Origin of the sequence: Rathayibacter sp. AY1E2 (assembly GCF_002932325.1) — a bacterium.
In the GTDB taxonomy this organism is placed as follows: Bacteria; Actinomycetota; Actinomycetes; order Actinomycetales; family Microbacteriaceae; genus Rathayibacter.
In genome coordinates this window covers 38,722-63,698 of the sequence record NZ_PSVO01000011.1, presented here as the reverse complement: position 1 = coordinate 63,698, position 24,977 = coordinate 38,722, and the positions used below count along the sequence as shown (strand labels likewise).

Sequence of the window (24,977 nt, the reverse complement as noted above, 5' to 3'; positions counted from 1 at the left end):
TCGAGGAGGAGCCCGATGAAGTCCGAGCACGAGTACGCGGTGTCCGTCGTCTGGGAGGGCGACCGGGGCACCGGCACGAGCGGCTACCGCGAGTACGGGCGCCAGCTGACCGTCACGGCGGAGGGCCCGGCGCCCATCCTCGCCTCGGCCGACACGCCCTTCCGGGGCGACGCCGACCGCTGGAACCCGGAGCAGCTGCTCCTCGCGGCGCTCGCGCAGTGCCACCTCCTCTCCTACCTGCACGTGGCGGTCAAGAACGGAGTCGTCGTCACCGGCTACACGGACGACGCGGTGGGCTCGATGCTGCAGGAGGGGGAGAGCGGCCGCTTCACCTCGGTGACCCTCCGGCCGCGCGTCACTGTCGCCGAGGAGTCGATGGTGGCGATCGCCCAGACGCTGCACGCCGAGGCCTCCCGGCTCTGCTTCATCGCCAACTCGGTGAACTTCCCCGTCGCCCACGAGCCGGAGGCGTCCGCGCGCTGAGGCTCAGCGGCGCTCGTGCGGGAGCGCCCGGCGGATGCGCTCGACCGTGGTCGTCGGCGGCGACTCGTTGTACGCACCGGCGAGCTCCTGCCCGGAGAGCGCGTGGACGGCCGCCATCACCTCGTCGGTGGCGTGGCGTCGGGCGCGGCCGGAGTCGGCGGAGCCGTGCCGCGAGAGGTCCAGCGGAGCCCCGAAGCGGACCGTGATCCGGTGCAGGCGCGGCACCCTCGTGCCCACCGGCTGGAGCTCCTGCGTGCCGATCATGCCGACGGGGACCACCGGCGCGCCCGTGGTGAGGGCGAGCCATGCCACTCCGGTGCGGCCCTTGTAGAGGCGCCCATCGCGGGAGCGGGTGCCCTCGGGGTAGACGGCGAACGCCTCGTCCCGCTCGAGGATCGCCCGGCCGAGGTCCAGCGCCTCCTGAGCGGCCTGGCCGGCGCCGCGCTCGACCGCGACGGCTCCGACGCTCGTGAAGAACGCGCGCGAGAGGGCGCCCCGCACGCCGGTCCCCGTGAAGTAGTCCGACTTGGCCAGGAACTGCACCGGCCGCGGGGCGAGCAGCGTCAGCACCGGGGAGTCGATGAACGAGAGGTGGTTGGCCGCCAGGATCACGCGTCCCTCGGCCGGGACGTTGTCGCGCCCCTCCACGATCGGCCGGTAGACCAGCCGGCCGACGCCGCCGATGGACAGGCGCGCCAGACGCGCGGAGAGGCCGATCCCCGGGGGAGTCGGCCTCTCGTGGTCGTCGTCGATCCGCATTCCGACGAAGCTACCGGGGCGTCCATGCCGCTCCGGTCATGCGGCGGATCAGCCGAACTGGGCGAGCGCCTCCTCGATGACCGTCGCGGCGTCGTCGATGAGCTCCTCGCTGATGACCACGCTCGGCATGATCCGCAGCACGCTGTCCCAGCTGCCCGCGTCGAGGACGATCACGCCGTTCGTGGTGGCGTGCTTCAGGATCGCCGTGAGCGCCTCCGGGTACTGCTTCTTCGTGCCCGGGTGGACGAGCTCGACGCCCCACATCGCGCCCTTGCCGCGGACCTCGCCCACGACCGCGAAGCGCTCGGCCCAGTCGCCGATCCGCGCCTGCAGCAGGCGCTCGACCCGCTGCGCCTCCTCCAGCAGGCCCTCGGACTCGATCGCCTCGAACGTCGCGAGCGCCGCGGCGGTGGAGACGGGGTTGCCGCCGAACGTGCCGCCGATGCCGCCGGGCTGCACGGCGTCCATGATCTCGGCGCGGCCGGTGACGGCGGCGAGCGGGAAGCCGCCGGCGATGCCCTTGGCCGTCGTGATGAGGTCCGGGACCACGCCGTGGTGCTCGATGGAGTACCAGGTGCCGGTGCGGGCGATGCCGGCCTGGATCTCGTCCGCGACGAAGACGATGCCGTTCTCGGTGCAGAACTCGGACAGGCGGCGGAAGTAGCCCGGCGCCGGGATGATGATGCCGCCGTCGCCCTGGATCGGCTCGACGAAGAGCGCGGCCAGCTCCTGCGCGCCGATGTGGGTGGTGATGTAGTCGATGGTGCGCTCGGCCGCCTCCTCGCCCGTCATGCCCTCGGGGTCGCGGAACGGGTAGCTGATCGGGAGGCTGTAGATCTCTCCCGGGAAGGGGCCCATGCCCGCGCGCTCCGGCCAGGGGCGGTAGGTCATCGCCATCGTGAGGTTGGTGCGGCCGTGGAAGGCGTGGTCGAGCGTCGCGATGGCGCGGCGGCCGGTGAACTTCCGCGCGATCTTGACGGCGTTCTCGACCGCCTCCGCGCCGGAGTTGACCAGGATCGAGTGCTTCTCGAAGTCCCCGGGGGTGATCTCGGCGAGCTTCTCGGCGACCCGGACGTAGTTCTCGTACGGAGTGACGGTGAAGAGGGTGTGCGTCAGCTTCTCGGCCTGCGCGGCGGCCGCCGCGGCGACCGCGGGGTGCGCGTGGCCGATGGTGGTCACTCCGATGCCGCAGCCGAGGTCGATCAGGCGGTTGCCGTCGACGTCGACCAGGACCGCGCCCGACGCGTGGTCCATGTAGATGTTCGCGAGCGTCCCGGCGCCGCGGGAGACGCTGGCGACGCGGCGCTCCTGGAGGGCGACGGAGCGCGGGCCGGGGAGCTCGGTGACGAGCTCTCGGGACTGGGGGACCGAGAATTCACGCATGCCCCGATGGTAGGCCTGGGACCGTTCGAGGACCCGCACCCAGCGCGTTGCGAGGCGCGCCGTGCAGGATGGAGGCGATCCCCGAACGTCCACCGGCCGCCGCCGGTCACGAAAGGTGCCCCTGTGCGCAGAACCCTCGCGATCCTCGCCGTCCTCGGCGCCTCCCTGAGCCTGGCGGCCTGCACGCCCGGGGAGCCGGATGCAGCGCCGTCCGCCTCCGCGACTCCGCTCGGCTGCGCGACCGAGGGCGACGCGAGCGCCGCGGTGCAGACCAGCGGCGACTTCGCCACCAAGCCGGTCACCGTGTTCCCCAGCCCGGTCAGCGTGGACGCCACCGAGCGCTCGGTCGCGATCGAGGGCACCGGCGAGGACGTCGCCGAGGGCGACACCGTGCTGGTCGACTACACGCTCTACAACGGGACGAGCGGTGCCGAGTTCTCGGCGAGCAGCTACGCGTCCGGTGGCCGCGCGGCCTTCGAGGTCGACACCGACCAGTACCTCGCCGGCCTCGTGAAGGCCGTCAACTGCGCGACCGTCGGCTCGCGCGTCGTCGCCGTCGTTCCCCCGGCCGACGCGTTCGGCGACGCCGGGCAGAGCCAGTTCGGCATCGCCGCGACCGACTCGATCGTCATGGTGATCGACGTCGAGCAGATCGTGCCGACCGCCGCCGACGGCGAGCCGCAGCCCCCGGTCGACGGCCTGCCGACGGTGGCGCTCGCCGAGGACGGGGCGCCCACCGTCACCATCCCCTCGACCGACCCGCCCGCCGACCTGCAGCTCGCCGTCCTCAAGAAGGGGAGCGGCGCGACCGTGGCCGACGGCGACCAGCTGATCGTGCAGTACCAGGGCGTGGTCTGGGGCACCGGCGAGGTGTTCGACCAGAGCTGGGGGAAGCCCGCTCCCGCCGCCTTCGGCACCGGCGACGTGATCGAGGGCTTCAAGGAGGCCGTGGTCGGCCAGACCGTCGGCTCGCAGGTGCTGGTCACCATCCCGCCGTCGAAGGGCTACGGCGACCAGGGCAACCAGAACGCGGGGATCAGCGGGACCGACACCCTCGTCTTCGTGGTCGACATCCTCGCCATCAGCTGACCGGGAGGCGTTGGGTGCTCCGTGCCAGGATGGGCGGATGCGCAGGGTCATCATCCTCGGCTCGACCGGGTCCATCGGCACGCAGGCTCTCGACGTCATCGGCGCGAACCGCGAGCGGTTCGAGGTCGTCGGCCTCGCCGCCGGCTCGAACCGGACGGCGGTCGCCGAGCAGGCGTCCGCGTTCGGCGTCGAGCACACGGCGTTCGGCGCGGAGGAGGCCGAGCAGCTGATCCGCTCGGTCGACGCGGACGTCGTGCTGAACGGGATCACCGGCTCGGTGGGGCTCGGCCCGACGCTCGCGGCGCTCGAGGAGGGCAGGACGCTCGCCCTCGCCAACAAGGAGTCGCTGATCGTCGGCGGCGAGCTCGTCACCTCGCTCGCCGGTCCCGGCCAGATCGTGCCGGTCGACTCCGAGCACTCCGCGATCGCCCAGGCACTCCTCGCGGGCGAGCACCGCGAGGTCCGCCGCCTCGTGCTGACCGCGTCCGGCGGGCCGTTCCGGGGACGCGACCGCGCCTCCCTCCGCGACGTCACCCCGGCGCAGGCGCTCGCGCACCCGACCTGGGACATGGGCCTGGTCGTCACGACCAACTCCTCCACTCTGGTCAACAAGGGGCTCGAGGTGATCGAGGCGCACCTGCTCTTCGACGTCCCCTACGACCGGATCGACGTCACCGTGCACCCGCAGTCGGTGATCCACTCGATGGTCGAGTACGTCGACGGCTCGACGATCGCCCAGGCCTCGCCGCCGGACATGCGGCTCCCGATCTCGCTCGGCCTCGACTGGCCGCACCGCGTCGCCGGGGTCGGCGTCCCGCTCGACTGGACCCGCTCCCACTCCTGGACGTTCGAGCCGCTGGACGAGGAGGCGTTCCCCTCGGTCCGGCTCGCGAAGCGCGTCGGGGAGGCGGGCGCCTCCTACCCGGCCGTGTTCAACGCGGCGAACGAGCAGGCCGTGCAGGCGTTCCACGCCGGGCGGATCGGCTACCTCGACATCCTCGAGACGGTGGAGGCGGTGGTCGACGCGCACAGCGTCGACGGCGCGCTGACCCGCGAGTCGCTGGCCGCGGCGGAGGAGTGGGCGCGCCGCACGGCGGACGAGCGGATCGTCGGAGTCTGACCAGGGGTCATCCGGACGGGCTCCGTCTCCGCGGATCCGTGTCGGCGGACGTCGCGCCGCTGATCCTCTCGGCCGCGGAGTTCATCGGATCCGTGCAGGCGCACCCCAGCGTGGACGGGCGGGCCCGGCCTACAGTGTGTCGGTGGAATCCGTGCTGCTCTTCGTCCTCGGCGTCGTCATCATCGCCGTCGGCGTCGCCCTCTCCATCGCCCTGCACGAGGTCGGGCACCTCCTCCCCGCCAAGCTGTTCGGGGTCAAGGTCACGCAGTACATGATCGGGTTCGGGCCGACCCTCTTCTCCCGGCGACGCGGCGAGACGGAGTACGGCGTCAAGGCGATCCCGCTCGGCGGCTACATCGCCATGATCGGCATGTACCCGCCGAAGCACCCGGGGGACCGGCCCACGGAGTCGAGCACCGGCTTCTTCAACGGCCTGGCGTCCTCCGAGGCCCAGCTCGAGGAGCCCCGGCGCGGCGCCTACGCCACGATGATCGACGAGGCCCGCGCCGCCAGCGCCGAGACGATCGGCGACGGCGAGGACCACCGCGCGTTCTACCGGCTCCCCGTGTGGAAGCGCGTGATCGTCATGGCCGGCGGCCCCTTCATGAACCTCGTGATCGCCACGGTCCTCTTCACCGTCCTCCTCTGCGGCATCGGGATCCCGCAGAGCACCAGCACCCTCGCCGCGGTCTCGCAGTGCGTGGTCCCTGAGTCGCAGCGCGCGACCGCGACCTGCACCGCCGACGACCCGCTGGCACCCGGAGCCGCGGCCGGCCTCCTGCCGGGCGACACGATCACGGCGATCGACGGCACTCCGGTGAGCACCTGGAACGACCTGACCCCGATCATCCAGCGCTCCGCGGGCGTCCCGCTCAGCGTGTCCGTCCAGCGCGACGGCGCCCCGCTGACCCTCAGGATCACCCCCGCCGAGAACGAGGTCGCGGTGACCGACGCGAACGGCGCCCCCGTCACCGACGCCTCCGGTGCGATCGAGACGCAGACGGTCGGCTTCATCGGCATTTCGCCCACGTCGGCCCTCGCGCAGCAGCCGGTCACCACGGTGCCCGAGACGGTCTGGTCGAACATCACCAGCGTCGCCCATGTGATCCTCAACCTGCCGCAGCGCCTCATCGACGTCGCCCAGGCGGCGTTCGGCTCGGAGGCGCGCGACGCCAACGGCCCGATCAGCGTCGTCGGAGTCGGCCGGATCGCGGGCGAGATCGCCGCCTCCGACCAGCTCCCCGTCGTGTCCAAGGTGCAGACGATGGTCGGCGTCCTCGCCTCGCTCAACGTCGCCCTTCTGGTCTTCAACCTGGTGCCGCTGCTCCCCATGGACGGCGGCCACATCGCCGGCGCCCTCTGGGAGGGCCTGCGCCGCCGGATCGCCAAGCTCTTCGGACGCCGCGACCCCGGCCCCGTCGACATCGCCCGCCTGCTCCCGCTCACCTACGTCGTCGTCCTCGTCCTCGGCGGCATGAGCGCCCTCCTCATCTACGCCGACATCGTCAAGCCGATCACGCTGTTCTGAGTTGGATTCCACGCCGGGCCTCGCCCGGCGTGGCGCGGCCGGCTGCTCGGGGTGGGGCGTGGGTGGAGCGGGGTGCGGACGGCTAGGGCGAATCGCTGGCACGCGATTCACCCGTTCGCCTCGCGGGTGGCAGGACGGGCCTCGCCCGGCGTGGTGCGGTCGGCTCTGCGAGGTGGGGTGTGGGTGGAGCGGGGTGCGGGCGGCTGGGGCCGGTCGCTCGGACGGGATCGGCGGTTCGGCTCGGGGTGCGGCGACCGCGGATCGTCGTGCGGTCTCGGGCTGAGAGCAGGTGCGGTGGACGGGTTCCGAGGCGCGCAGGAGGGGCGGCGGCTGGGAAGGTGCGGCGAGCGGACGAGGGGTCCCGCGGCGCGCGTACGATGGGGCGCGTGCCAGCAGTGAATCTGGGTCTTCCCAAGGTCCCCATGACCCTCGCCCCCCGCCGCAAGTCCCGCCAGATCAAGGTGGGCAAGGTGCTCGTGGGCGGTGACGCGCAGGTCAGCGTCCAGTCGATGTGCACCACACCGACGACGAACATCAACGCGACCCTCCAGCAGATCGCCGAGCTCACCGCGTCCGGCTGCGACATCGTCCGCGTCGCGGTGCCGAGCCGCGACGACGCGGAGGCGCTGCCGATCATCGCCAAGAAGAGCCAGATCCCGGTCATCGCCGACATCCACTTCCAGCCCAACTACGTCTACGCCGCGATCGACGCCGGCTGCGCCGCGGTCCGCGTGAACCCCGGCAACATCCGCAAGTTCGACGACCAGGTCGGCAAGATCGCCGCCGCCGCGAAGGCCGCCGGCGTCTCGATCCGCATCGGCGTCAACGCCGGCTCGCTCGAGCCGAGCATCCTGCAGAAGTACGGCAAGCCCACCCCCGAGGCCCTCGTCGAGAGCGCCGTCTGGGAGGCCAGCCTCTTCGAGGAGCACGACTTCCACGACTTCAAGATCTCGGTCAAGCACAACGACCCCGTCGTCATGGTGAAGGCCTACCGCCAGCTCGCCGAGCGCGGCGACTGGCCCCTCCACCTCGGCGTCACCGAGGCCGGCCCCGAGTTCCAGGGGACGATCAAGTCCGCCACCGCCTTCGGCATCCTCCTCGGCGAGGGCATCGGCGACACCATCCGCGTGTCCCTCTCGGCCCCGCCCGCGCAGGAGGTCAAGGTCGGCCTGCAAATCCTCCAGTCGCTGAACCTCCGCGAGCGCAAGCTCGAGATCGTCTCCTGCCCCAGCTGCGGCCGCGCGCAGGTCGACGTCTACACGCTCGCCAACGACGTCACCGCCGGCCTCGAGGGCATGAGCGTCCCGCTGCGCGTCGCCGTCATGGGCTGCGTCGTCAACGGACCCGGCGAGGCCCGCGAGGCCGACCTGGGCGTCGCCTCCGGCAACGGCAAGGGCCAGATCTTCGTCAAGGGCGAGGTCATCAAGACCGTCCCCGAGGCCGAGATCGTCCAGACCCTCATCGAGGAGGCCAACCGCCTGGCCGCCGAGATGCCGGCCGACGACACCTCGACCGGAGCCCCGGTCGTCACCGTCGGCGCGAACTGACGGCGCGGGGCGGATCGACGTGGTCCGCCCCGCACTGCGCCTCGCGCTCGTGGTCGTCGCCGCCGCGCTCCTCGCCTCCGGTGTCGCCGCGCTCCGCAGCGGCCCGTCCTCCGAGGCCGGCGAATGCATCGACAGCCGCAGCCCGCAGGACCCCTTCGGCTGCGACCGCTGGGTGCTGACCGCGGCCGAAGGGGAGACCCCGTACACGGCCTGGGTCGAGGACGCCCGCGTCCGCCTCCGCTCCGAGAGCGTCGAGGGTGCGCCGACCCTGGTCGTCGGCACCGGCTGCCTCGTGGTCAGCGCCGCCTACCGGATCGACGACGGCGTGCTGATCCCCGGCGACGAGGTGACCGGATCCGACACCTGCTCCGACACGCCGAGCCCCGAGGCCATCCGGCTCCGGGCGCTCCTCTCCGGCCCGATGACGATCGGCGGCACCCCCGATGACGTGCTGCTGGACGGCACGGGCGGAGCGGTCGTCTTCTCGCGGATCCCCGACTGAGGCTCCCGGCGCCCTCGCGAGCCGGGGGAGCGCAGCGGATAGGATCGTCCCTCGTGGTCACCCGTCTCTCGCATCTGTTCGTCCGCACGCTCCGGGAGGATCCCGCCGACGCCGAGGTCGCGGGCCACCGCCTCCTCGTCCGCGCGGGCTACATCCGCCGTCAGGCGCCCGGCGTCTTCGCCTGGCTGCCGCTGGGCCTGCGCGTCAAGCGCCGCATCGAGCGGATCATCCACGAGGAGATGGAGGCGGCCGGCGCCCAGGAGGTGCACTTCCCCGCGCTCCTGCCCCGCGAGCCCTACGAGCTCTCGGGCCGCTGGACCGAGTACGGCGACGGCGTGTTCCGCCTGAAGGACCGCAAGGACGCCGACTACATGCTGGCTCCCACGCACGAGGAGTTCTTCACGCTGCTCGTGAAGGACCTCTACTCCTCCTACAAGGACCTGCCCCTGTCGATCTACCAGATCCAGGACAAGTACCGGGACGAGGCGCGGCCCCGCGCGGGCCTCCTGCGCGGCCGCGAGTTCACGATGAAGGACGCGTACTCCTTCGACTACACCGACGCCGGCCTCGACGCGAGCTACCAGCGCCAGCGCGACGCCTACGAGCGGATCTTCGCCCGCCTGGGCCTGGAGTACGTGATCGTGCAGGCCGACGCCGGAGCGATGGGCGGCTCCCGGAGCGAGGAGTTCCTGCACCCCACCCCCGTCGGCGAGGACACCTTCGTCCGGTCGGCGGGAGGGTACGCGGCGAACGTCGAGGCGTACCGCACGCCCGTCCCCGCGGCGCTGCCCGTCGAGGGCCTGCCCGAGGCGCGCGTCTTCGACTCGCCCGACACCCCGACCATCCAGACCCTGGTCGACCTGGCGAACGCGACGCAGCCCCGCCCCGACGGCCGCGCCTGGACCGCCGCCGACACCCTGAAGAACGTCGTCCTCGCGCTCACCGCGCTCGACGGCACCCGCGAGCTCGTGATCGTCGGCCTGCCCGGCGACCGCGACGTCGACCTCAAGCGCGCCGAAGTGGCCTTCGCCCCGGCCGAGGTCGAGGCCGCCACCGCGGAGGACTTCGCGAAGCACCCCGGACTGGTCAAGGGCTACATCGGACCCTGGTCGGCCGAGGGAGCCGTCCTGGGCGAGGAGTCGGCGACCGGCGTCCGCTACCTGCTCGACCCGCGCGTGGTCGACGGCACCGCCTGGATCACCGGGGCCAACGTCTCCGGGCAGCACGTCCTCGACCTGGTCGCCGGCCGCGACTTCCACGGCGACGCCACCGTCGAGGTCGCGGACGTCCGCACCGGCGACGAGGCGCCCGACGGCTCGGGCCCGATCGAGACCGCCCGCGGCATGGAGATCGGCCACGTCTTCCAGCTCGGCCGCAAGTACGCCGACGTCCTCGGGCTGAAGGTGCTCGACGAGAACGGGAAGCTCGTCACCGTCACGATGGGCTCCTACGGCATCGGCGTGACCCGCATCCTCGCCATCATCGCCGAGGCCACCCACGACGACCGAGGACTGCTCTGGCCCGCGAACGTCGCGCCGTTCGACGTGCACGTCATCGCGACCGGCAAGGACGCGGCGGCTCTCGAGCTCGCCGAGTCGGTCGGCGCCTCCCTCGAGGCCGCCGGCCGCGACGTGCTGATCGACGACCGCCCGAAGGTCTCGCCCGGCGTCAAGTTCGGCGACGCCGAGCTGATCGGGGTGCCCGTGATCGTCATCGCGGGCCGAGGAGCGGCCGACGGGATCGTCGAGCTGTGGGACCGCCGGTCCGGCGAGCGCGAGCAGCTCCCGGTCGCCGAGGCGCTCGCCCGGCTGGGCGCCTAGACCCGACACGCCGAGGGCCCCGCCACCGCTTCCCGTGGCAGGCGGGGCCCTCCGTGCGTCGGCAGGATCCGCGGGTGGAACCCCGGGCCGCGTCGGGTACCCTTGAGGGCTGATCCGGGTGAGAGCCCGGCAGGCGAACGACCGCGGTCACCACCGCGGCATCCAAGTGAATAGAGAGAAAGGCCCGCCCGTGGACATCGACCTGAGCGTTCTGCGACTCATGGAGCGCGAGCGCGAGATCCCCTTCGAGGAACTCGTGCAGATCATCGAGCAGGCGATCCTGACCGCCTACCTCAAGCACATCGGCCAGGCCGACGACGCCGACAAGGCCACCGCCGTCGACGCGCGCGTGCACCTCGACCGCAAGACCGGTCACGTCTCGGTCTTCGTGCCCGAGCTCGACGAGGAGGGCGCCGTCGTGGGCGAGGCCGAGGACTCCCCGCGCGACTTCGGCCGCATCGCCGCCTTCGCCGCGAAGCAGGTCATCAACCAGCGCCTGCGCGACATCGCCGACGAGCACGTGCTCGGCGAGTTCAAGGGCCGCGAGGGCGACATCGTCGCCGGCGTCATCCAGCAGGGCCCCAACCCGCGGATGATCCACGTCGACCTCGGCTCCATCGAGGCGATCCTCTCGCCCGAGGAGCAGGTGCCCGGCGAGGACTACAGCCACGGACGCCGCATCCGCGTCTACGTCACGAGCGTCGGCCGCGGACCCAAGGGCCCGTCGGTCCAGGTGTCCCGCACCCACCCGTCGCTGGTGCGCAAGCTGTTCGCCCTCGAGGTCCCCGAGATCGCGTCCGGCGTGGTGGAGATCGTCTCCCTCGCCCGCGAGGCCGGCCACCGCACCAAGATCGCGGTGCGCGCGACCGAGCCCGGCGTGAACGCCAAGGGCGCCTGCATCGGCGAGCTCGGCCAGCGCGTGCGCGCGGTGACCGCCGAGCTCAACAACGAGAAGATCGACATCGTCGACTACTCCTCCGACCTGCCGACCTTCGTCGCCAGCGCGCTCTCGCCCGCCAAGGTGACCAGCGCGTTCGTGATCGACCAGAGCCTCAAGGCCGTCCGCGCGCTCGTCCCCGACTACCAGCTCTCGCTCGCCATCGGCAAGGAGGGCCAGAACGCCCGCCTCGCCGCCAAGCTGACCGGCGCGAAGATCGACATCCAGCCCGATTCGGTGATGGACGGGGAGTGATCCCCGAGCATCGGCCGTGCGGGGGAGCGGTCCCGGAGGGGAGGGAGTAGAGTGGAAGCCGTCAGAACGTGCGTCGGCTGCCGTCTGCGCGCCCCCCGGGCCTCTCTTCTGAGGCTGGTCCTCCACTCGAACGTCCTCGCGGTAGACCCGCGTGCCGTCCGTACTGGTCGGGGAGCGTGGCTCCACGACACAGCCGACTGCTACGAGCTCGCGGTCAAGCGCCGCGCGTTCGGAAGAGCGTTCCGGACACGCGAGAGCGTGGACGCGAGCGAGCTGGAGCAGTACATCGCACGATCCGACCGGCTCGGCCCCTCGACCGGAGGGGCCGGAGCAGCGCACGATCACACCATAGAGAACAGGCAGAACGGCCCGTGAACTGATCATGAGCGAAGACTGATGAGCGGCTCGAAATGAGACCCGTCCGTTCGTGACGCCTGCCCCCGTCTTGGGTGCAGGCCCAAGACAGGAGAGAAGTGGCAAAACCACGCGTACACGAGATCGCATCCGAACTGGGTGTCGATAGCAAGGTCGCACTTGCGAAGTTGAAGGAGCTCGGCGAGTTCGTCAAGGGCCCGTCCTCGAGCATCGAACCCCCGGTGGCGCGCAAGCTCCGCCAGGCCCTCCAGGGCCAGGGCGGTTCCTCCGCGGGAGCGTCGGCGACCCCGGCCGCCCCCGCCGCCGGCGCCCGTCCTGGGGCCCCGCGCCCCTCCGGCGCCCGTCCGTCCGCGCCCACGCCAGGCCCGGCCAAGCCGCCCGCTCCGGCGCCCGCACCGCCGATGTCTGTCGCCGAGCGCCAGGCCCAGGCTCAGGCAGCCCAGGAGGCCGCGGCCGCTCAGCGCGCCCAGGCAGCCAAGGACGCGCCCGCCGAGGCCGCCGCTCCGGCTCCGACCGAGGCCCCCGCGGCTCCGGCCGCCGCCGAGAAGCCGGCGTCCGGCGCGACCCCCGGCGGACCCAAGCCCGTGACCCCGCGTCCGGCTCCCGCCACGAACACCCCGCGCCCCGGCGGCGTCTCGGGCGGCTCCAACCGCCCCGGCGGCACCCCGCGCCCGGGCAACAACCCGTTCGCCAGCAACCAGGGCATGGGACAGCGTCCCGCCGCCCCGCGCCCCGGCAACAACCCCTTCGCCAGCTCGCAGGGCATGGGATCGCGTCCGACCCCGGGTAACATCCCCCGCCCCGCTGCTCCGCGCCCCGGCGCGCCCCGACCCGGCGGACCCGGCATGGGCCAGCGCCCCGCCGGCTTCGGCCAGCGTCCCGGCGGACCCGGCGGCGGAGCAGGACGTCCCGGCGGTGCCGGTCGTCCGGCCGGCGGCGGCTTCCAGCGCCCCGGCGGCGCTCCCGGCGCCGGTGGCGGCTTCGCCCCGCGTCCCGGTGGCGGCGGCGGTCGCGGTCGCGGCCCCGGCGGTGGAACCGCAGGAGCCTTCGGTCGCGGTGGCGGCAAGAGCAAGGCCCGGAAGTCCAAGCGCACGAAGCGTCAGGAGTTCGAGCTCAGGGAGGCCCCGTCGCTCGGCGGCGTCAGCGTCCCCCGCGGCGACGGCAGGACGGTCATCCGTCTGCGCCGCGGCGCGTCGATCTCGGACTTCGCCGACAAGATCGAGGCCATGACCGGCGTGCCGGTGCCCCCCGGCAACCTGGTCACCGTCCTCTTCGCCCTCGGCGAGATGGCGACGGCCACCGAGTCGCTGGACGAGGCCACCTTCGAGGTGCTCGGCTCCGAGCTCGGCTTCAAGATCCAGGTCGTCTCGCCCGAGGACGAGGACAAGGAGCTCCTCGAGGGCTTCGGTCTCGACCTCGAGCAGGAGCTCGACGACGAGACGGACGAGGACCTCGAGATCCGTCCCCCCGTCGTCACCGTCATGGGTCACGTCGACCACGGAAAGACGCGCCTGCTCGACGCGATCCGCAACGCCAACGTCGTCGCCGGCGAGGCGGGCGGCATCACGCAGCACATCGGCGCGTACCAGGTCGTCGCGGAGCACGAGGGCATCGAGCGCCCGATCACCTTCATCGACACCCCGGGTCACGAGGCGTTCACCGCCATGCGAGCCCGCGGTGCCCAGGTCACGGACATCGCGATCCTCGTGGTCGCGGCGGACGACGGCATCATGCCGCAGACCATCGAGGCGCTGAACCACGCCCAGGCGGCCAACGTGCCGATCGTGGTCGCGGTGAACAAGGTGGACAAGCCCGACGCCAACCCGGCCAAGGTGCGCCAGCAGCTCACCGAGTTCGGGCTCGTCGCCGAGGAGTACGGCGGAGACGTCATGTTCGTCGACGTGTCGGCTCGCGCGGGCACCGGCATCCAGGACCTCCTGGACGCCGTGCTGCTCACCGCGGACGCCGGTCTCGACCTGCGCGCCAACCCCAACAAGGAGGCGCGCGGAGTCGCGATCGAGGCGAAGCTCGACAAGGGACGCGGTGCGGTCGCGACCGTGCTCATCCAGTCGGGAACGCTGCGCGTCGGAGACGCGATCGTCGCCGGAACGGCCTACGGCCGCGTCCGTGCGATGGCGGACGAGAACGGCAACGCCGTCCTCGAAGCCGTGCCGTCGCGTCCGGTGCAGGTGCAGGGACTCTCGTCCGTGCCCCGCGCCGGCGACACCTTCCTCGTCACCGAGGAGGACCGCACGGCCCGTCAGATCGCCGAGAAGCGCGAAGCCGCTCAGCGCAACGCCCTGCTGGCCAAGGCCCGCAAGCGCATCTCGCTCGAGGACTTCACCCGTGCTCTCGAGGAGGGCAAGGTCGAGTCGCTCAACCTCATCATCAAGGGCGACGTGTCCGGTGCCGTCGAGGCGCTGGAGGAGTCGCTCGTCAAGATCGAGGTCGACGACTCGGTGCAGCTGCGCATCATCCACCGCGGTGTCGGTGCGATCACGGAGTCGGACGTCAACCTCGCGACGATCGACAACGCGATCATCGTGGGCTTCAACGTCCGCCCCGACCCGAAGGCCCGCGAGCGCGCTGCTCGAGAAGGAGTGGACATCCGCTTCTACTCGGTCATCTACAACGCGATCGAAGAGGTCGAGAACTCGCTCACGGGCATGCTCAAGCCCGAGTTCGAGGAGGTCCAGTCCGGTGTCGCCGAGATCCGCGAGGTGTTCCGCTCCTCCAAGTTCGGCAACATCGCGGGTGTCATCGTCCGCTCCGGCACGATCACCCGCAACTCGAAGGCGCGCGTCATCCGTGACGGCGTCGTGGTCGGGGACAACCTGGCCATCGAGTCGCTGCGTCGCTTCAAGGACGACGTCACGGAGGTCCGTACGGACTACGAGGCCGGTATCGGACTCGGAAAGTACAACGACATCCAGATCGGCGACGAGATCGAGACGATCGAGATGAAGGAGAAGCCGCGAGGCTGATCCGCTCCACTGGAAGGCCCGGGTCCGCCCGGGCCTTCCGGCGTCTCACCGCGCTGTTCGTGCGGGATCGGGAGGGGACTCTCGTCCTCTCGCGCCCTGCGGGAGGAATCGGGGGCCGCCCGTGTCCCGGAGGTGCGGACCCTCCAGAGGGCGCTTCCGCACCTCCGGGCGTGGGAGGCCGTCCCCGATCAGACGTTCTTGCAGCGGTGACGGCGCCCGCTGAGCGAGCAGCGAGCCTGCGGGCGACGTCCGGCTCCCGATCCAGCACCTGAGCCTTCCCGCCCCCCGGTCCCCGAGGATCAGGGAGCCGCGAGAAGGCACCCCACCCGCGCCGTCGATGACGCGCGGTCGAGGGGCATCACGCCCCAGAAGCAAGGCCCCCTCGGACGCGACCGGTCGTCCGGGCGGAGAGTGGTTGAATGGCGAGCTGAACGGTTCGCCGAGAGAGATGTGAGGACCAGCCATGGCAGATCCGGCCCGGGCGAGGAAGCTCGCCGAACGTATCCAGGTGATCGTCGCGAAGCGGCTCGAGCGCGGTCTCCGCGACCCGCGCCTCGGCTTCGTCACCATCACCGATGTCCAGGTGACCGGCGACCTGCAGCACGCCTCGGTGTTCTACACGGTCTACGGCACCGATGAGGAGCGCGCCGATTCGGCCGCGGCCCTCAAGGCCGCCACCGGAATGCTCCGCACCGAGGTGGGCAGGAACATCACGTCCCGGCTCACGCCGTCGCTCGAGTTCATCCTCGACGCGGTGCCCGAGAACGCGAAGCACATCGAGGATCTGCTCGCCGCCGCGCGCAGCCAGGACTCGCAGGTGCAGTCGCTCGCCGCTCAGGCGGACTACGCCGGCGAGGCCGACCCCTATGTGAAGCCCCGCGAGGACGACGAGGACTAGGCGCCGAGCCCGAACACCGCGGAGCCCGTGGCGACGTCGACCGATTCCAGGACGACGACGACACGGGCTCCCGGCGTGAGCGGGGCCGGGACGTCGACGGTGATCTCCGGGTCGAGCAGCTGGACCGAGGAGCGGGTGCGCGCCGAGGAGACGACGATCCCGCTGAAGGAGGCTCCTTCGCGGCCTCGGAGGACGGCGGCCTCGACGATCGCGGTCGCCGCACGGGAGGCGGCTCCGGCCCGGCGGTCGCTCGCGGCGAGGAGCGGCGGGAGCAGGGGCAGCGCCTCGCGCAGCTGCGACGGGATCGTTCCGCCCCGGGACACCGCGAGGCAGACGGCGAGGCCGAACCGGTCGACCAGGCGCCGCAGCGGCGCGGTGACGTGCGCGTACGGCGCGGCGAGAGCCGCCTGCTCGGGATGCTCCGGCGGGGCGCCGTCGAAGGCGGTGTAGCCGGCGCCGCGGAACAGGCTCGCCGCGGCGTACATGATGGCGAGCTGGGCGGGGTCGGCGGTGTCGAGGCGGCGCAGGTAGGCGCCGTAGGCCTCCTCCTCGGGCCACGGGACGCCGAGCGCCGCGGCTCGGGAGCGGAAGGCCGCGACGGTGGCGGGGTCGGCCTCGGGCATGGTCCGGAGGATGCCGACCCCCGCGTCGAGCATCATCGTCGCCGCTGCCATACCGGTCAGCAGCGAGACCTGGGCGTTCCAGCCCTCGACGGCCAGGGGAGCGCGGCGCTCGACCCGGTAGCCGCCGTCGGCGGCGACGATCTCCTCCTCGGGCAGCGTCAGGCTCGCTCCTCCGCGCTCGGTCTCGCGCGCCAGGCGCTCGCGTCCGAACCAGGGGAGGAGGGCGAGGGAGGGGTGCGGATCGCCTGCGTCGACGCTGCGCTGCACGCCCTCGTAGTCGAGCCGGGCCACGCTGCGCACGAGCGCCCGCTCGAGGTGCACCGAGCGCGGCTCCGCCCGCTCGTCGAGGGTCAGCGTCCAGACCAGCGCTCGGCGCGTCTCGTCCGGCAGGAGCGACGCGGTCCCCTCGGAGAGGACCGCGGGGTGCAGCGGGACGCGGCCGTCCGGGAGGTAGTAGGTCTGGCCGCGGCGGCGCGTCTCGGCGTCGAGCGCTCCGCCGGTGCGGACGACCGCGGGCACGTCCGCGATGGCGTAGCGGAGGACGACGCCCTCCGACGTGCGCTCCAGGTGGAGGGCCTGGTCCAGGTCGAGCGAGCCGGGCGGGTCGATCGTCACGAAGGGGAGGTCCCTCCGGTCGACGCGGTCCTCGTCGTCCGCTCCGGCGTCCGCGTGCTCGGCCTCGGCCAGCGCGGCAGGCGGGAACGGGCCGGGCAGGTCGTTCTCGACGCGGACCGCGGCGAGGGCGCGCTGGACGTCCAGGGCGAGGTCGACGTCGAGGGCGCGCTCGACGGCGGCGTCGGGGCGGGGGAGGCGGAGGCGGCGACCGGTCACGGCGCCGACCCTACCCGCCTCCTCCGACGCGGACGGCGGTCGACGGGCCCTCAGGAGCCGGGGAGGAGGTAGCCGTCCTCCGGGCCGCCCGTCGCCAGGCCGTCGGCGAGGAGCCCGGCCAGGGCGCGACCGCGCTGGTCGGCGTCCGGCCAGAGAGACTCCACCTCGGCCGCGGTGACCGGGCCGTGCGCGGCGCGCAGCTCGGCGAGGATGAGGCCGCGGACCTGGCGGTCCGAGCCCTCGAACCGCTTCTGCTTCGCCTTCACGGGCCCGGTGTGCTCGGGGTACCCCTCCGCCCGCCAGCGGCAGAGGTCGCGGATCGGGCACTCGTCGCAGCGCGGAGCGCGGGCGGTGCAGACGATCGCCCCCAGCTCCATCGCGCCCGCGTTGAAGGCCGCCGCCTCGGAGAGCGACTCGGGCAGCAGCGCCGACATCGCGGCGAGGTCGGCCCTCGCGCGGGGCGGACCGGGCTCCGCCGCTCCGTCGACCGCGCGCGCGAGGACCCGGCGGACGTTGGTGTCGACCACGGGGTGCCGCCTCCCGTAGGCGAACACGGCGATGGCGCGGGCGGTGTAGTCGCCGATGCCGGGCAGCGCGAGGAGGGTCTCCACGTCGTCGGGGACCACGTCGCCGTGCTCCTCGGCGATCGCCACGGCGCAGGCGTGCAGGCGCAGGGCCCGCCGCGGGTAGCCCAGGGACTGCCAGGCGCGCACCGCCTCGCCGGGCGGGACGGCGGCGAGTGCGGAGGGTGTCGGCCAGCGCTCCAGCCACTCCGCCAGACGCGGGACGACGCGGACCACCGGGGTCTGCTGCAGCATGAACTCGCTGACGAGCGTGCCCCAGGCGGGGAAGCCCTCGCGGCGCCACGGCAGGTCGCGGGCGCTCGTGCGGAACCAGGCGGTGATCGCGTCGGCGAGAGGGTCGGAGGGCATCAGCCCACACTAGGCGGCGGCGCGTATCGTGGGCGGATGACCAGGTGGGCTCCGCAGAAGGCCGATGTGCTCGACGCTCTCGCGGCGGAGGTGCTGCACAACTACGGGCGCGGACGGGTCAAGGTCGGGATCGACGGCGACGACCCCGCGGTGAGCGCGGCGTTCGCGCTCGACCTCGCGGAGGCGCTCCGCCGGGCCGGCAAGGACGCGATCGTCGCGCACCTCGCCGACTTCCGACGTCCCCGCGCCGATCGGGACGACCCCGCCGTGCCCGACGAGCAGCGCTCCTACGCGGCCGGGTACGACTACGAGCTCCTGCGCCGCGTGCTGCTCGATCCGTTCACCCTCGGCGGCAGCACCGGGTTCGTGCTCGCGGGCTTCGACGCGGTGCGCGACGAGGCGCGGCAGGCGCGCTGGCGGACCGCCGGCCGCGACGCGGTGCTGCTCGTCGACGGCGAGTTCGCCCTCCGGCCGGAGCTGCGCGGAGCGTGGAGCACCAGCATCCGCCTCGACACGCAGGAGCCGCCGGTGGACGCGGCGTACCGCGCCACGACGGACCCGCGCCGGCTGGCGGGGATCCTCGTCGACATCCGCGATCCGGAGCAGCCCCGGCGCCTCTTCGCCGACTCCTGCTGAGCCTCGGGACGGAGGCCGCCGCCGCGGGCGGCATCCGTCCGACAGGGCCGCGCGCTCAGACCAGGGCGGCGCGGCGCACGACCTCAGCCGGCGGCACGAAGGCGCCCGCCCGCTCGACCTCGTGCACCAGGTCGACCAGCAGCTGGTTGACCGGTGCCTCGCGCCCGCCGCGGTGAGCGGTGCGGACCACGGCCCCGGCCAGGTGGTCGATCTCGCTCGGCACTCCGCGGCGGACGCTCTGCAGCGTCGACCCGGGGTTCGGCACCTCGCCCATCCGCGCGGCCATCCGGCGGGGGAGCAGCTCGACCAGGGGCAGGGGAGCGGCGGCCAGGGCGCGGACGGACGTGTTCGAGAGTCCCTGCAGCGAGCCGAAGCGGACGCCCGACGCGAGGCCCGTCCGGGCGGCCTCGCGCATCGACCGGGCGAGGACGCGCCGCAGCCCCGGATCGTCGATCGTCTCCTGGACCGAGAGCCCGGTGATCGCGGGCAGGGCGTTGACCTCGTTGATCAGCAGCTTCGTCCACTGCGCTCCGGTGAAGTCGTCGGTGACGGCGGTGGGGACCGCCTCGCCGAGCACGGCGGCGGCCCGTCGCACGTCGTCGTCGGCCGGGCGGCCGGGGACGCCGAGCGTGGTCGTGGCAGGAGCCGTGACGGTGACGCGGCCGGGTTCGAGGTGGCTCGCGGCGAAGAGGGCGAGAGCACCCACGAGCCGGGCGTCGCGCACCTGCCGGGCCGCCGCGGTGAGTCCGTCCAGTCCGTTCTGGACGACGACGACGAGGGTGCCGTCGACCGTGCGGCGGTTGGTGCGCAGCGCGTCCTCGGCGTCCTGCGCTTTCGTGCAGACGAAGGCGAGATCGGGCACGAGGTCGAGGGACTCGCCGCAGCGGACCCAGGCGGTGTGCTCGCCCCACGCCCCGTCGAGCCGGATCCCCGACCGGCGGATCGCGGTGAGGTGGTCGCCTCGGGCGGTGACCTCGACGTCGTGCCCGGCGCGGTCGAGAAGGGCGGCGATGGTGCCGCCGACGGCGCCTGCTCCGAGTACTGCGATCCTCATCCGGACAGCCTAGGACGGGCGGGCGAGGGCTCCGGCTCCACCCCGGGGGTACTCCCGATCCGTCCGTGTATCCTCGCACCCGTGCTCGAGACCCCCGCCCCGGCTCCGAACGGGATCCTCCTGCTGGACAAGCCCGGCGGCATCACCAGCCACGACCTCGTCTCGCGGACCCGCCGCCGCGCGGGGACCCGCAAGGTCGGCCACGCGGGGACGCTCGATCCGATGGCGACCGGGCTGATGATCCTCGGTCTCGGCCCCTCGACGCGCCTGCTCACCTACCTCGTCGGCCTCGACAAGCAGTACGAGGCGACGATCCGGCTGGGCTCCTCCACCACCACCGACGACCAGGAGGGCGAGGTGCTCGCCTCGGCGGAGCCCGCCCTCGTCGCGGCCCTCGCCCCGGAGTCGGTGTCCGACGCGATCGCGGCCCTCACCGGAGCGATCGAGCAGGTCCCGAGCACGGTCAGCGCGATCAAGGTGGACGGCCGCCGCGCCTACGCCCGCGCCCGCGACGGCGAGGAGGTCGTGCTCGCCTCCCGCCCCGTGACCGTCTCGGAGTTCGCCGTCCTGGCGAGCCGCCGGGTCGAGGGGTTCCTCGACCTGGACGTGCGCGTCACCTGCTCCTCCGGCACCTACATCCGCGCGCTCGCCCGCGACCTGGGCGCGTCCCTCGGAGTCGGCGGCCACCTGACCGCGCTGCGGCGCACCGCGGTCGGCCCCTTCTCCGTGGCCCAGGCCGGCGAGATCGACGAGCTCGACGTCCCCGCCGCGCTCCTGCCGCCGACGCTCGTGGCGGGCGAGCTGTTCCCCCTGCTGCGCCTCGACGCCCAGGAGGCGGGCGATCTCGCGAACGGCAAGCGCATCCCGGCCCCGGAGGCGGTGGCGGGCGCGAAGGGCCTCCTCGCCGCGGTCGGCCCGGGGGAGCGGCTGATCGGCCTCGCCGAGCGGCGCGGCACCCAGCTCAAGAGCGTCGTCAACTTCCCGACCGAGGACCTGCGGACGGCCGCCTCGTGATCGAGTGGTTCACGATCCTCCAGGTGGGGATCGCCGTCGCGGCCGGCCTGCTCTGCCTCGTGCTCGGGCTGCTCGCCCGCCGTCCCTCGGACGTCTCGGTCGGCGCGACGGCGATCGTCGAGCTGCTGCTGATCGTCCAGCTGGCGGTCGCGATCGTGTCGCCGCTGGTCGGCAACCGCCCGTCGGGGAGCCTGCCGGAGTACTACATCTACCTGATCTCGGCGCTTCTCCTGCCGCTTGCGGCCGGGTTCTGGGCGCTCATCGAGCGGAGCCGCTGGAGCACCGTGATCCTGGGTGTCGCCTGCCTCTCGATCGCGGTCATGGTCTACCGGATGCACCAGATCTGGTTCTTCCAGAGCGCCTGATCGGGCCCGCCACCGGGCCCGGCCCGGCGAGCGCCTAGCATGGACGTGCGATGTCGAAACCAGCCAGCGATGCGTCCGGACGGGCCGCTCACGACCCCTCAGTCCCCTCGGCCCCCGGGAGCGGCGAGCCGACCCGTTCCGCCCGCTCGCGCGGGATCGGCAGCCTCCTGGTCGTGGTCTACGGGATCCTCGCGCTCGCCGCGACGGGGCGCTCCGTCTTCCAGATCATCGACCGGTTCGACGAGGCGCCGCTGGCGTTCTCGCTCTCCGCGCTCTCGGCCGTCGTGTACATCGTCGCGACGGTCGCCCTGATCGTCCCGGGCCGCGCCTGGCAGCGCGTCGCGTGGGTGACGATCACCTTCGAGCTGGTGGGCGTGCTCGTGGTCGGCGCGCTCAGCCTCCTCGCTCCGCGGCTCCTCGGGCTCACGAGCGCCGACCCGTTCGGGCGCCAGTCGACGGTGTGGGCGGCCTTCGGCGCCGGCTACCTGCTGATCCCGCTCGTCCTGCCCGTGCTCGGCCTCTGGTGGCTCCGCGTGCAGGGGCGGCGCACGGCCCGGGCGGCCGCCTGATGCGCGTCGAGACCGGCCCCGGCGACCTGGCAGGGATCGGACCCTCCGCCGTCACGATCGGCAAGTTCGACGGCGTCCACTCCGGGCACCGGGCCGTCATCGGCCGGCTGCACGAGCGGGCCCGCGAGCAGGGGCTCGCCGCCGTCGTCGTCACCTTCGACCGCAATCCGCTCAGCGTGATCGCGCCGGAGAAGTGCCCGCCCGTCCTGGTCGGCAACGAGCAGAAGCTCGAGCTCCTCGCCGGGACCGGCGTGGACGCGACGCTGCTGCTCACCTTCGACGAGGCGTTCCGGGCGCTCTCGCCCGAGCAGTTCGTCGAGCAGGTGCTGGTGGAGGCGCTCGAGGCCCGCGTGGTCCTCGTCGGCTCCGACTTCCGCTTCGGCGCCCGGGGAGCGGGCGACGTCGACCTGCTGCGCGTGCTCGGCGGGCAGCACGGATTCGAGGTGGAGCTGATCGACGACGTGCGGCCCGAGGACGGGCGCCGCGTCTCCTCCACCTGGATCCGCGAGCTGCTGGCCGAGGGCGATGTGGAGCACGCGACGCGCCTGCTCGGGCACGAACCCGTGGTCCGCGGCGTGGTCGTGCACGGAGCGAAGCGCGGTCGCGAGCTGGGCTTCCCGACCGCGAACCTCTCGCCGGAGTCGCAGGGCCTGATCCCGGCCGACGGCGTCTACGCGGGCCGGCTCACCACCGACGGCGTCACGCATCCCGCCGCGATCTCGGTCGGCAGCAACCCGACCTTCGTCGGAGTGCCGCCCAAGCAGGTCGAGGCGTACGTGCTCGATCAGACGCTCGACACCCTCGACCTCTACGACCGCGTGGTCGACGTGGCGTTCGTCGGCCGGATCCGCGGCCAGGTCGCCTACGAGGGCGTCGAGCCCCTCATCCGCCAGATGAACCACGACGTGGTGCAGGTCCGCGAGGTCCTCGGCATCGACTGAGCGGGATGCCGGCCGCCGCCTAGCAGGGGCCGCGGGCCCGCACCAGCGGGAGAGGTCCCGGGGCCATCGGCGTACCGTGGCCGCATGAGCGAAACCCCCTCCGACTCGGCGCGCCCCCTCGCGCTCGTCACCGGCGCGACCGGCTACATCGGCGGCCGGCTGACGCCGCGCCTCCTCGAGGCGGGCTTCCGGGTGCGCGTCCTGGTGCGCGACCCGCGCAAGCTGGTCGACGTGCCGTGGGCGGAGGAGGTCGAGGTCGCCCAGGGCGATCTCGGCGATCCGGAGTCGCTGGAGGCCGCGGTCGAGGGCGTCGACGTCCTCTACTACCTCGTCCACTCGATGGGCTCGGGCAACGACCACGCCCACTTCGAGGAGGTCGAGAGCCGCGCCGCGCAGAACGTCGCCACGGCCGCGAGGTCGGCCGGCGTCGGCCGCATCGTCTACCTCGGCGGCCTGCACCCCGAGGGCCAGGAGCTCTCGAAGCACCTCCGCTCGCGCGCTGAGGTGGGCCGGATCCTGATGGAGTCGGGAGTGCCGACGATCGCCCTGCAGGCGGGCGTGATCATCGGCTCCGGGTCGACCTCGTTCGAGATGGTGCGCCACCTCACCGACGTGCTGCCGTACATGCCCGCGCCGCAGTGGGTGCGCAACTTCATCCAGCCGATCGCCGTGCGCGACGTGCTGCACTACCTGATCGGCTCCGCGTCGCTCGAGGACGCCACGCTCAACCGCACCTTCGACATCGGCGGGCCCGACGTGCTCCGCTACGGCCAGATGATGAACGGCTACGCGGTCGAGGCCGGACTCCCGCAGCGGCCGATCGCGTCCCTGCCGGTGTTCACCCCGTGGCTGGCCTCGCAGTGGGTCAACCTGGTCACGCCCATCCCGCGCTCGCTCGCGGTGCCCATCATCGCCTCGCTGCAGTACGACTGCGTCGTGCACGAGCAGGACATCCGCGCGCTCATCCCCGACCCCGAGGGCGGGCTGACCTCCTACCGCCGCGCCGTCCGGCTCGCGCTGGGAAAGATGCAGGCGGGCGAGATCGAGACGAGCTGGCAGAACGCGGAGGTCGTCGGCGCTCCCAGCGATCCGCTGCCGAGCGACCCGGAGTGGGCCGGCCACACGGTCTACGTGGACCTCAAGGAGCGCCGCACCCCGGCCGACCCGGCCAAGCTCTGGCGCGTCATCGAGGGCATCGGCGGCACCAACGGCTGGTACTCCTTCCCGCTCGCATGGGTGATCCGCGGCTGGATGGACCGCCTCGTCGGGGGAGTGGGCCTGCAGCGCGGGCGCCGCGACTCCGCGCGCCTGCACGCCGGCGACGCCCTCGACTTCTGGCGCGTCGAGGAGATCGAGCGGCCGAAGCTCCTGCGCCTGCGCGCCGAGATGAAGGTGCCCGGCGGGGCCTGGCTCGAGATGCGCGCCGAGCCCTCCGGAGACGGCGGCTCGGTCTACACGCAGCGCGCGGTCTTCTTCCCGCAGGGCCTCGCGGGCAGGCTCTACTGGTTCGCGATCCTGCCCTTCCACGGCATCATCTTCAACGGCATGGCCAACCGCATCACGGCCACCGCGGCCGACCTGCCGGACTCCGGCGACGAGCGCTCCCCTGGCGGGCGCCGGGTGCAGCGGTGACAATGGAGGGGTCCGGCGGCGGCGAGGCCGCCCGGGACGCCGACGAGAGGAGCACGATGAGCGAACGGTCGAGTACGGACGCGGGGCGCGGACTCCAGCTGGGGAAGGTCCTCTTCATCGGGGACAGCATCATCCAGGCGGGAGCCTGGGGCGAGTGGCTGACGGAGTCGACGGTCGTCGACGAGGGAGTCGGAGGGGCCACCACGGCGGACGTCGTCGCGCGGCTCGCCGAGCTGGTCGCGCAGGAGCCGGACACGGTGGTGCTGCTGATCGGCACCAACGATCTCGCCTGGCACCGCACGACGGAGCACGTCGTGCGCAACATCGAGACGATCGTCGCGACGTTCCGGCGCGATCTTCCGGACGTGCGCATCCTGGTGACCTCGGTCCTGCCGCGCGGACACGAGTTCGCACCGCAGATCCGCGAGATCAACCGCCACCTGTGGCAGTTCGCGCCCACGGCGCACGCGGGCTACCTCGACCTGTGGCCGGTGCTCGCGGGGGAGGATGGCGGACTGCTCGAGCAGTACTCGCCGGACGGCCTGCACCTCAACGAGGACGGCTACCGCGCCTGGCGCGAGGCTCTGGGCCCGGCGCTCGAGGCGGTCGTGCGGATGCCTCCGCGGACCCGCCCGATCACGCTGCCCTACGACGAGTTCGCGCGGCCGAAGACGGCCTAGCGCAGCACCGTGGAGGGGGA

23 protein-coding genes are annotated in these 24,977 nt (G+C 72.9%); 18 read left to right on the top strand and 5 right to left on the bottom strand.

Going from position 1 to position 24,977, the window contains the following annotated elements; genetic code table 11:
- Nucleotides 1-15 precede the first annotated feature (15 nt).
- Nucleotides 16-483, top strand: a complete 468-nt coding sequence (locus C5C49_RS09895; protein WP_104223041.1) for an OsmC family protein — start codon at nt 16-18, stop codon at nt 481-483.
- A gap of 3 nt (nt 484-486) precedes the next feature.
- Here C5C49_RS09895 and C5C49_RS09890 read toward each other — a convergent pair whose 3' ends face one another.
- Both C5C49_RS09890 and C5C49_RS09885 read right to left on the bottom strand, forming a co-directional pair.
- Complete coding sequence (locus tag C5C49_RS09890) at nt 487-1,242, bottom strand: 1-acyl-sn-glycerol-3-phosphate acyltransferase (RefSeq protein WP_104223042.1); 756 nt, start codon at nt 1,240-1,242, stop codon at nt 487-489.
- A 48-nt stretch (nt 1,243-1,290) separates the two neighbouring features.
- Entirely contained in the window at nt 1,291-2,625 is a 1,335-nt protein-coding gene (locus C5C49_RS09885) for an aminotransferase class III-fold pyridoxal phosphate-dependent enzyme (RefSeq protein ID WP_104223043.1), read from the bottom strand.
- Between the two features lie 123 nt (nt 2,626-2,748).
- Between C5C49_RS09885 and C5C49_RS09880 the strand changes: the two genes are divergently transcribed.
- From C5C49_RS09880 to rbfA, 10 genes are all read left to right on the top strand, one after another.
- Nucleotides 2,749-3,714 carry an FKBP-type peptidyl-prolyl cis-trans isomerase gene (locus tag C5C49_RS09880; protein ID WP_181135748.1) on the top strand — a complete coding sequence of 322 codons (966 nt, stop codon included), beginning with the start codon at nt 2,749-2,751 and terminating at the stop codon, nt 3,712-3,714.
- A gap of 37 nt (nt 3,715-3,751) precedes the next feature.
- Nucleotides 3,752-4,834, top strand: coding sequence for a 1-deoxy-D-xylulose-5-phosphate reductoisomerase (locus C5C49_RS09875; RefSeq protein ID WP_104346068.1), 1,083 nt, complete (start codon nt 3,752-3,754; stop codon nt 4,832-4,834).
- Nucleotides 4,835-4,976: 142 nt separating this feature from the next.
- Nucleotides 4,977-6,362 carry an RIP metalloprotease gene (locus tag C5C49_RS09870; protein ID WP_258068432.1) on the top strand — a complete coding sequence of 462 codons (1,386 nt, stop codon included), beginning with the start codon at nt 4,977-4,979 and terminating at the stop codon, nt 6,360-6,362.
- A 386-nt stretch (nt 6,363-6,748) separates the two neighbouring features.
- Entirely contained in the window at nt 6,749-7,909 is a 1,161-nt protein-coding gene (gene ispG / locus C5C49_RS09865) for a flavodoxin-dependent (E)-4-hydroxy-3-methylbut-2-enyl-diphosphate synthase (protein ID WP_173244694.1), read from the top strand.
- Nucleotides 7,910-7,928: 19 nt separating this feature from the next.
- Nucleotides 7,929-8,411, top strand: a complete 483-nt coding sequence (locus C5C49_RS09860) for a hypothetical protein (protein WP_104346066.1) — start codon at nt 7,929-7,931, stop codon at nt 8,409-8,411.
- Nucleotides 8,412-8,464: 53 nt separating this feature from the next.
- Nucleotides 8,465-10,231 (top strand): proline--tRNA ligase, encoded by a 1,767-nt coding sequence (locus C5C49_RS09855; RefSeq protein ID WP_104225179.1) that lies wholly within the window; start codon nt 8,465-8,467, stop codon nt 10,229-10,231.
- A gap of 190 nt (nt 10,232-10,421) precedes the next feature.
- A complete protein-coding gene (gene nusA / locus C5C49_RS09850; protein ID WP_104225180.1) occupies nt 10,422-11,423 on the top strand; it encodes a transcription termination factor NusA in 1,002 nt (333 codons plus the stop codon).
- Between the two features lie 51 nt (nt 11,424-11,474).
- Nucleotides 11,475-11,798, top strand: coding sequence for a YlxR family protein (locus C5C49_RS09845; protein ID WP_104346065.1), 324 nt, complete (start codon nt 11,475-11,477; stop codon nt 11,796-11,798).
- Nucleotides 11,799-11,896: 98 nt separating this feature from the next.
- Entirely contained in the window at nt 11,897-14,782 is a 2,886-nt protein-coding gene (infB, locus tag C5C49_RS09840; protein ID WP_104346064.1) for a translation initiation factor IF-2, read from the top strand.
- Between the two features lie 463 nt (nt 14,783-15,245).
- The gene (gene rbfA, locus C5C49_RS09835; RefSeq protein WP_104223052.1) at nt 15,246-15,680 is read left to right on the top strand and encodes a 30S ribosome-binding factor RbfA; all 435 of its coding nucleotides are present in this window, start codon (nt 15,246-15,248) and stop codon (nt 15,678-15,680) included.
- Here the strand turns inward: rbfA and C5C49_RS09830 are convergent.
- Nucleotides 15,677-17,134: an RNB domain-containing ribonuclease gene (locus tag C5C49_RS09830; RefSeq protein ID WP_258068431.1), complete on the bottom strand. Its 1,458-nt coding sequence runs from the start codon at nt 17,132-17,134 to the stop codon at nt 15,677-15,679. The genes rbfA and C5C49_RS09830 overlap by 4 nt on opposite strands.
- A gap of 50 nt (nt 17,135-17,184) precedes the next feature.
- A complete protein-coding gene (locus C5C49_RS09825; RefSeq protein ID WP_104225596.1) occupies nt 17,185-18,066 on the bottom strand; it encodes an A/G-specific adenine glycosylase in 882 nt (293 codons plus the stop codon).
- A 36-nt stretch (nt 18,067-18,102) separates the two neighbouring features.
- On the opposite strand from C5C49_RS09825, the gene C5C49_RS09820 reads away from it, so the two are divergent.
- Nucleotides 18,103-18,702: a hypothetical protein gene (locus C5C49_RS09820; RefSeq protein WP_146083143.1), complete on the top strand. Its 600-nt coding sequence runs from the start codon at nt 18,103-18,105 to the stop codon at nt 18,700-18,702.
- A gap of 55 nt (nt 18,703-18,757) precedes the next feature.
- Here C5C49_RS09820 and C5C49_RS09815 read toward each other — a convergent pair whose 3' ends face one another.
- Nucleotides 18,758-19,756: a ketopantoate reductase family protein gene (locus tag C5C49_RS09815; RefSeq protein ID WP_104249600.1), complete on the bottom strand. Its 999-nt coding sequence runs from the start codon at nt 19,754-19,756 to the stop codon at nt 18,758-18,760.
- A gap of 81 nt (nt 19,757-19,837) precedes the next feature.
- Between C5C49_RS09815 and truB the strand changes: the two genes are divergently transcribed.
- The 6 genes from truB (at nt 19,838) to C5C49_RS09785 (ending at nt 24,957) form a co-directional block, all read left to right on the top strand.
- Nucleotides 19,838-20,770, top strand: a complete 933-nt coding sequence (gene truB, locus C5C49_RS09810; RefSeq protein ID WP_104346063.1) for a tRNA pseudouridine(55) synthase TruB — start codon at nt 19,838-19,840, stop codon at nt 20,768-20,770.
- Complete coding sequence (locus tag C5C49_RS09805; protein WP_104223058.1) at nt 20,767-21,135, top strand: hypothetical protein; 369 nt, start codon at nt 20,767-20,769, stop codon at nt 21,133-21,135. The genes truB and C5C49_RS09805 overlap by 4 nt, the downstream gene beginning before the upstream one ends.
- 50 nt (nt 21,136-21,185) lie before the next feature.
- Nucleotides 21,186-21,704, top strand: a complete 519-nt coding sequence (locus C5C49_RS09800) for a hypothetical protein (RefSeq protein WP_258068430.1) — start codon at nt 21,186-21,188, stop codon at nt 21,702-21,704.
- Nucleotides 21,704-22,645: a bifunctional riboflavin kinase/FAD synthetase gene (locus tag C5C49_RS09795; protein WP_104346089.1), complete on the top strand. Its 942-nt coding sequence runs from the start codon at nt 21,704-21,706 to the stop codon at nt 22,643-22,645. The genes C5C49_RS09800 and C5C49_RS09795 overlap by 1 nt, the downstream gene beginning before the upstream one ends.
- A gap of 84 nt (nt 22,646-22,729) precedes the next feature.
- On the top strand, nt 22,730-24,277 hold the full coding sequence (locus C5C49_RS09790; RefSeq protein ID WP_104225599.1) for an SDR family oxidoreductase: 1,548 nt from the start codon (nt 22,730-22,732) through the stop codon (nt 24,275-24,277).
- A 56-nt stretch (nt 24,278-24,333) separates the two neighbouring features.
- Complete coding sequence (locus C5C49_RS09785) at nt 24,334-24,957, top strand: GDSL-type esterase/lipase family protein (RefSeq protein ID WP_104225671.1); 624 nt, start codon at nt 24,334-24,336, stop codon at nt 24,955-24,957.
- Nucleotides 24,958-24,977 lie beyond the last annotated feature (20 nt).

What these genes read in the sequence shown, in the direction of transcription:
- C5C49_RS09895 (WP_104223041.1), top strand. Translation starts at nt 16, where the DNA reads ATGAAGTCCGAGCACGAGTACGCGGTGTCCGTCGTCTGGGAGGGCGAC.
- C5C49_RS09890 (WP_104223042.1), bottom strand. Translation starts at nt 1,242, where the DNA reads ATGCGGATCGACGACGACCACGAGAGGCCGACTCCCCCGGGGATCGGC.
- C5C49_RS09885 (WP_104223043.1), bottom strand. Translation starts at nt 2,625, where the DNA reads ATGCGTGAATTCTCGGTCCCCCAGTCCCGAGAGCTCGTCACCGAGCTC.
- C5C49_RS09875 (WP_104346068.1), top strand. Translation starts at nt 3,752, where the DNA reads ATGCGCAGGGTCATCATCCTCGGCTCGACCGGGTCCATCGGCACGCAG.
- rbfA (WP_104223052.1), top strand. Translation starts at nt 15,246, where the DNA reads ATGGCAGATCCGGCCCGGGCGAGGAAGCTCGCCGAACGTATCCAGGTG.
- C5C49_RS09825 (WP_104225596.1), bottom strand. Translation starts at nt 18,066, where the DNA reads ATGCCCTCCGACCCTCTCGCCGACGCGATCACCGCCTGGTTCCGCACG.
- C5C49_RS09820 (WP_146083143.1), top strand. Translation starts at nt 18,103, where the DNA reads ATGACCAGGTGGGCTCCGCAGAAGGCCGATGTGCTCGACGCTCTCGCG.
- C5C49_RS09815 (WP_104249600.1), bottom strand. Translation starts at nt 19,756, where the DNA reads ATGAGGATCGCAGTACTCGGAGCAGGCGCCGTCGGCGGCACCATCGCC.
- C5C49_RS09800 (WP_258068430.1), top strand. Translation starts at nt 21,186, where the DNA reads ATGTCGAAACCAGCCAGCGATGCGTCCGGACGGGCCGCTCACGACCCC.
- C5C49_RS09795 (WP_104346089.1), top strand. Translation starts at nt 21,704, where the DNA reads ATGCGCGTCGAGACCGGCCCCGGCGACCTGGCAGGGATCGGACCCTCC.
- C5C49_RS09790 (WP_104225599.1), top strand. Translation starts at nt 22,730, where the DNA reads ATGAGCGAAACCCCCTCCGACTCGGCGCGCCCCCTCGCGCTCGTCACC.
- C5C49_RS09785 (WP_104225671.1), top strand. Translation starts at nt 24,334, where the DNA reads ATGAGCGAACGGTCGAGTACGGACGCGGGGCGCGGACTCCAGCTGGGG.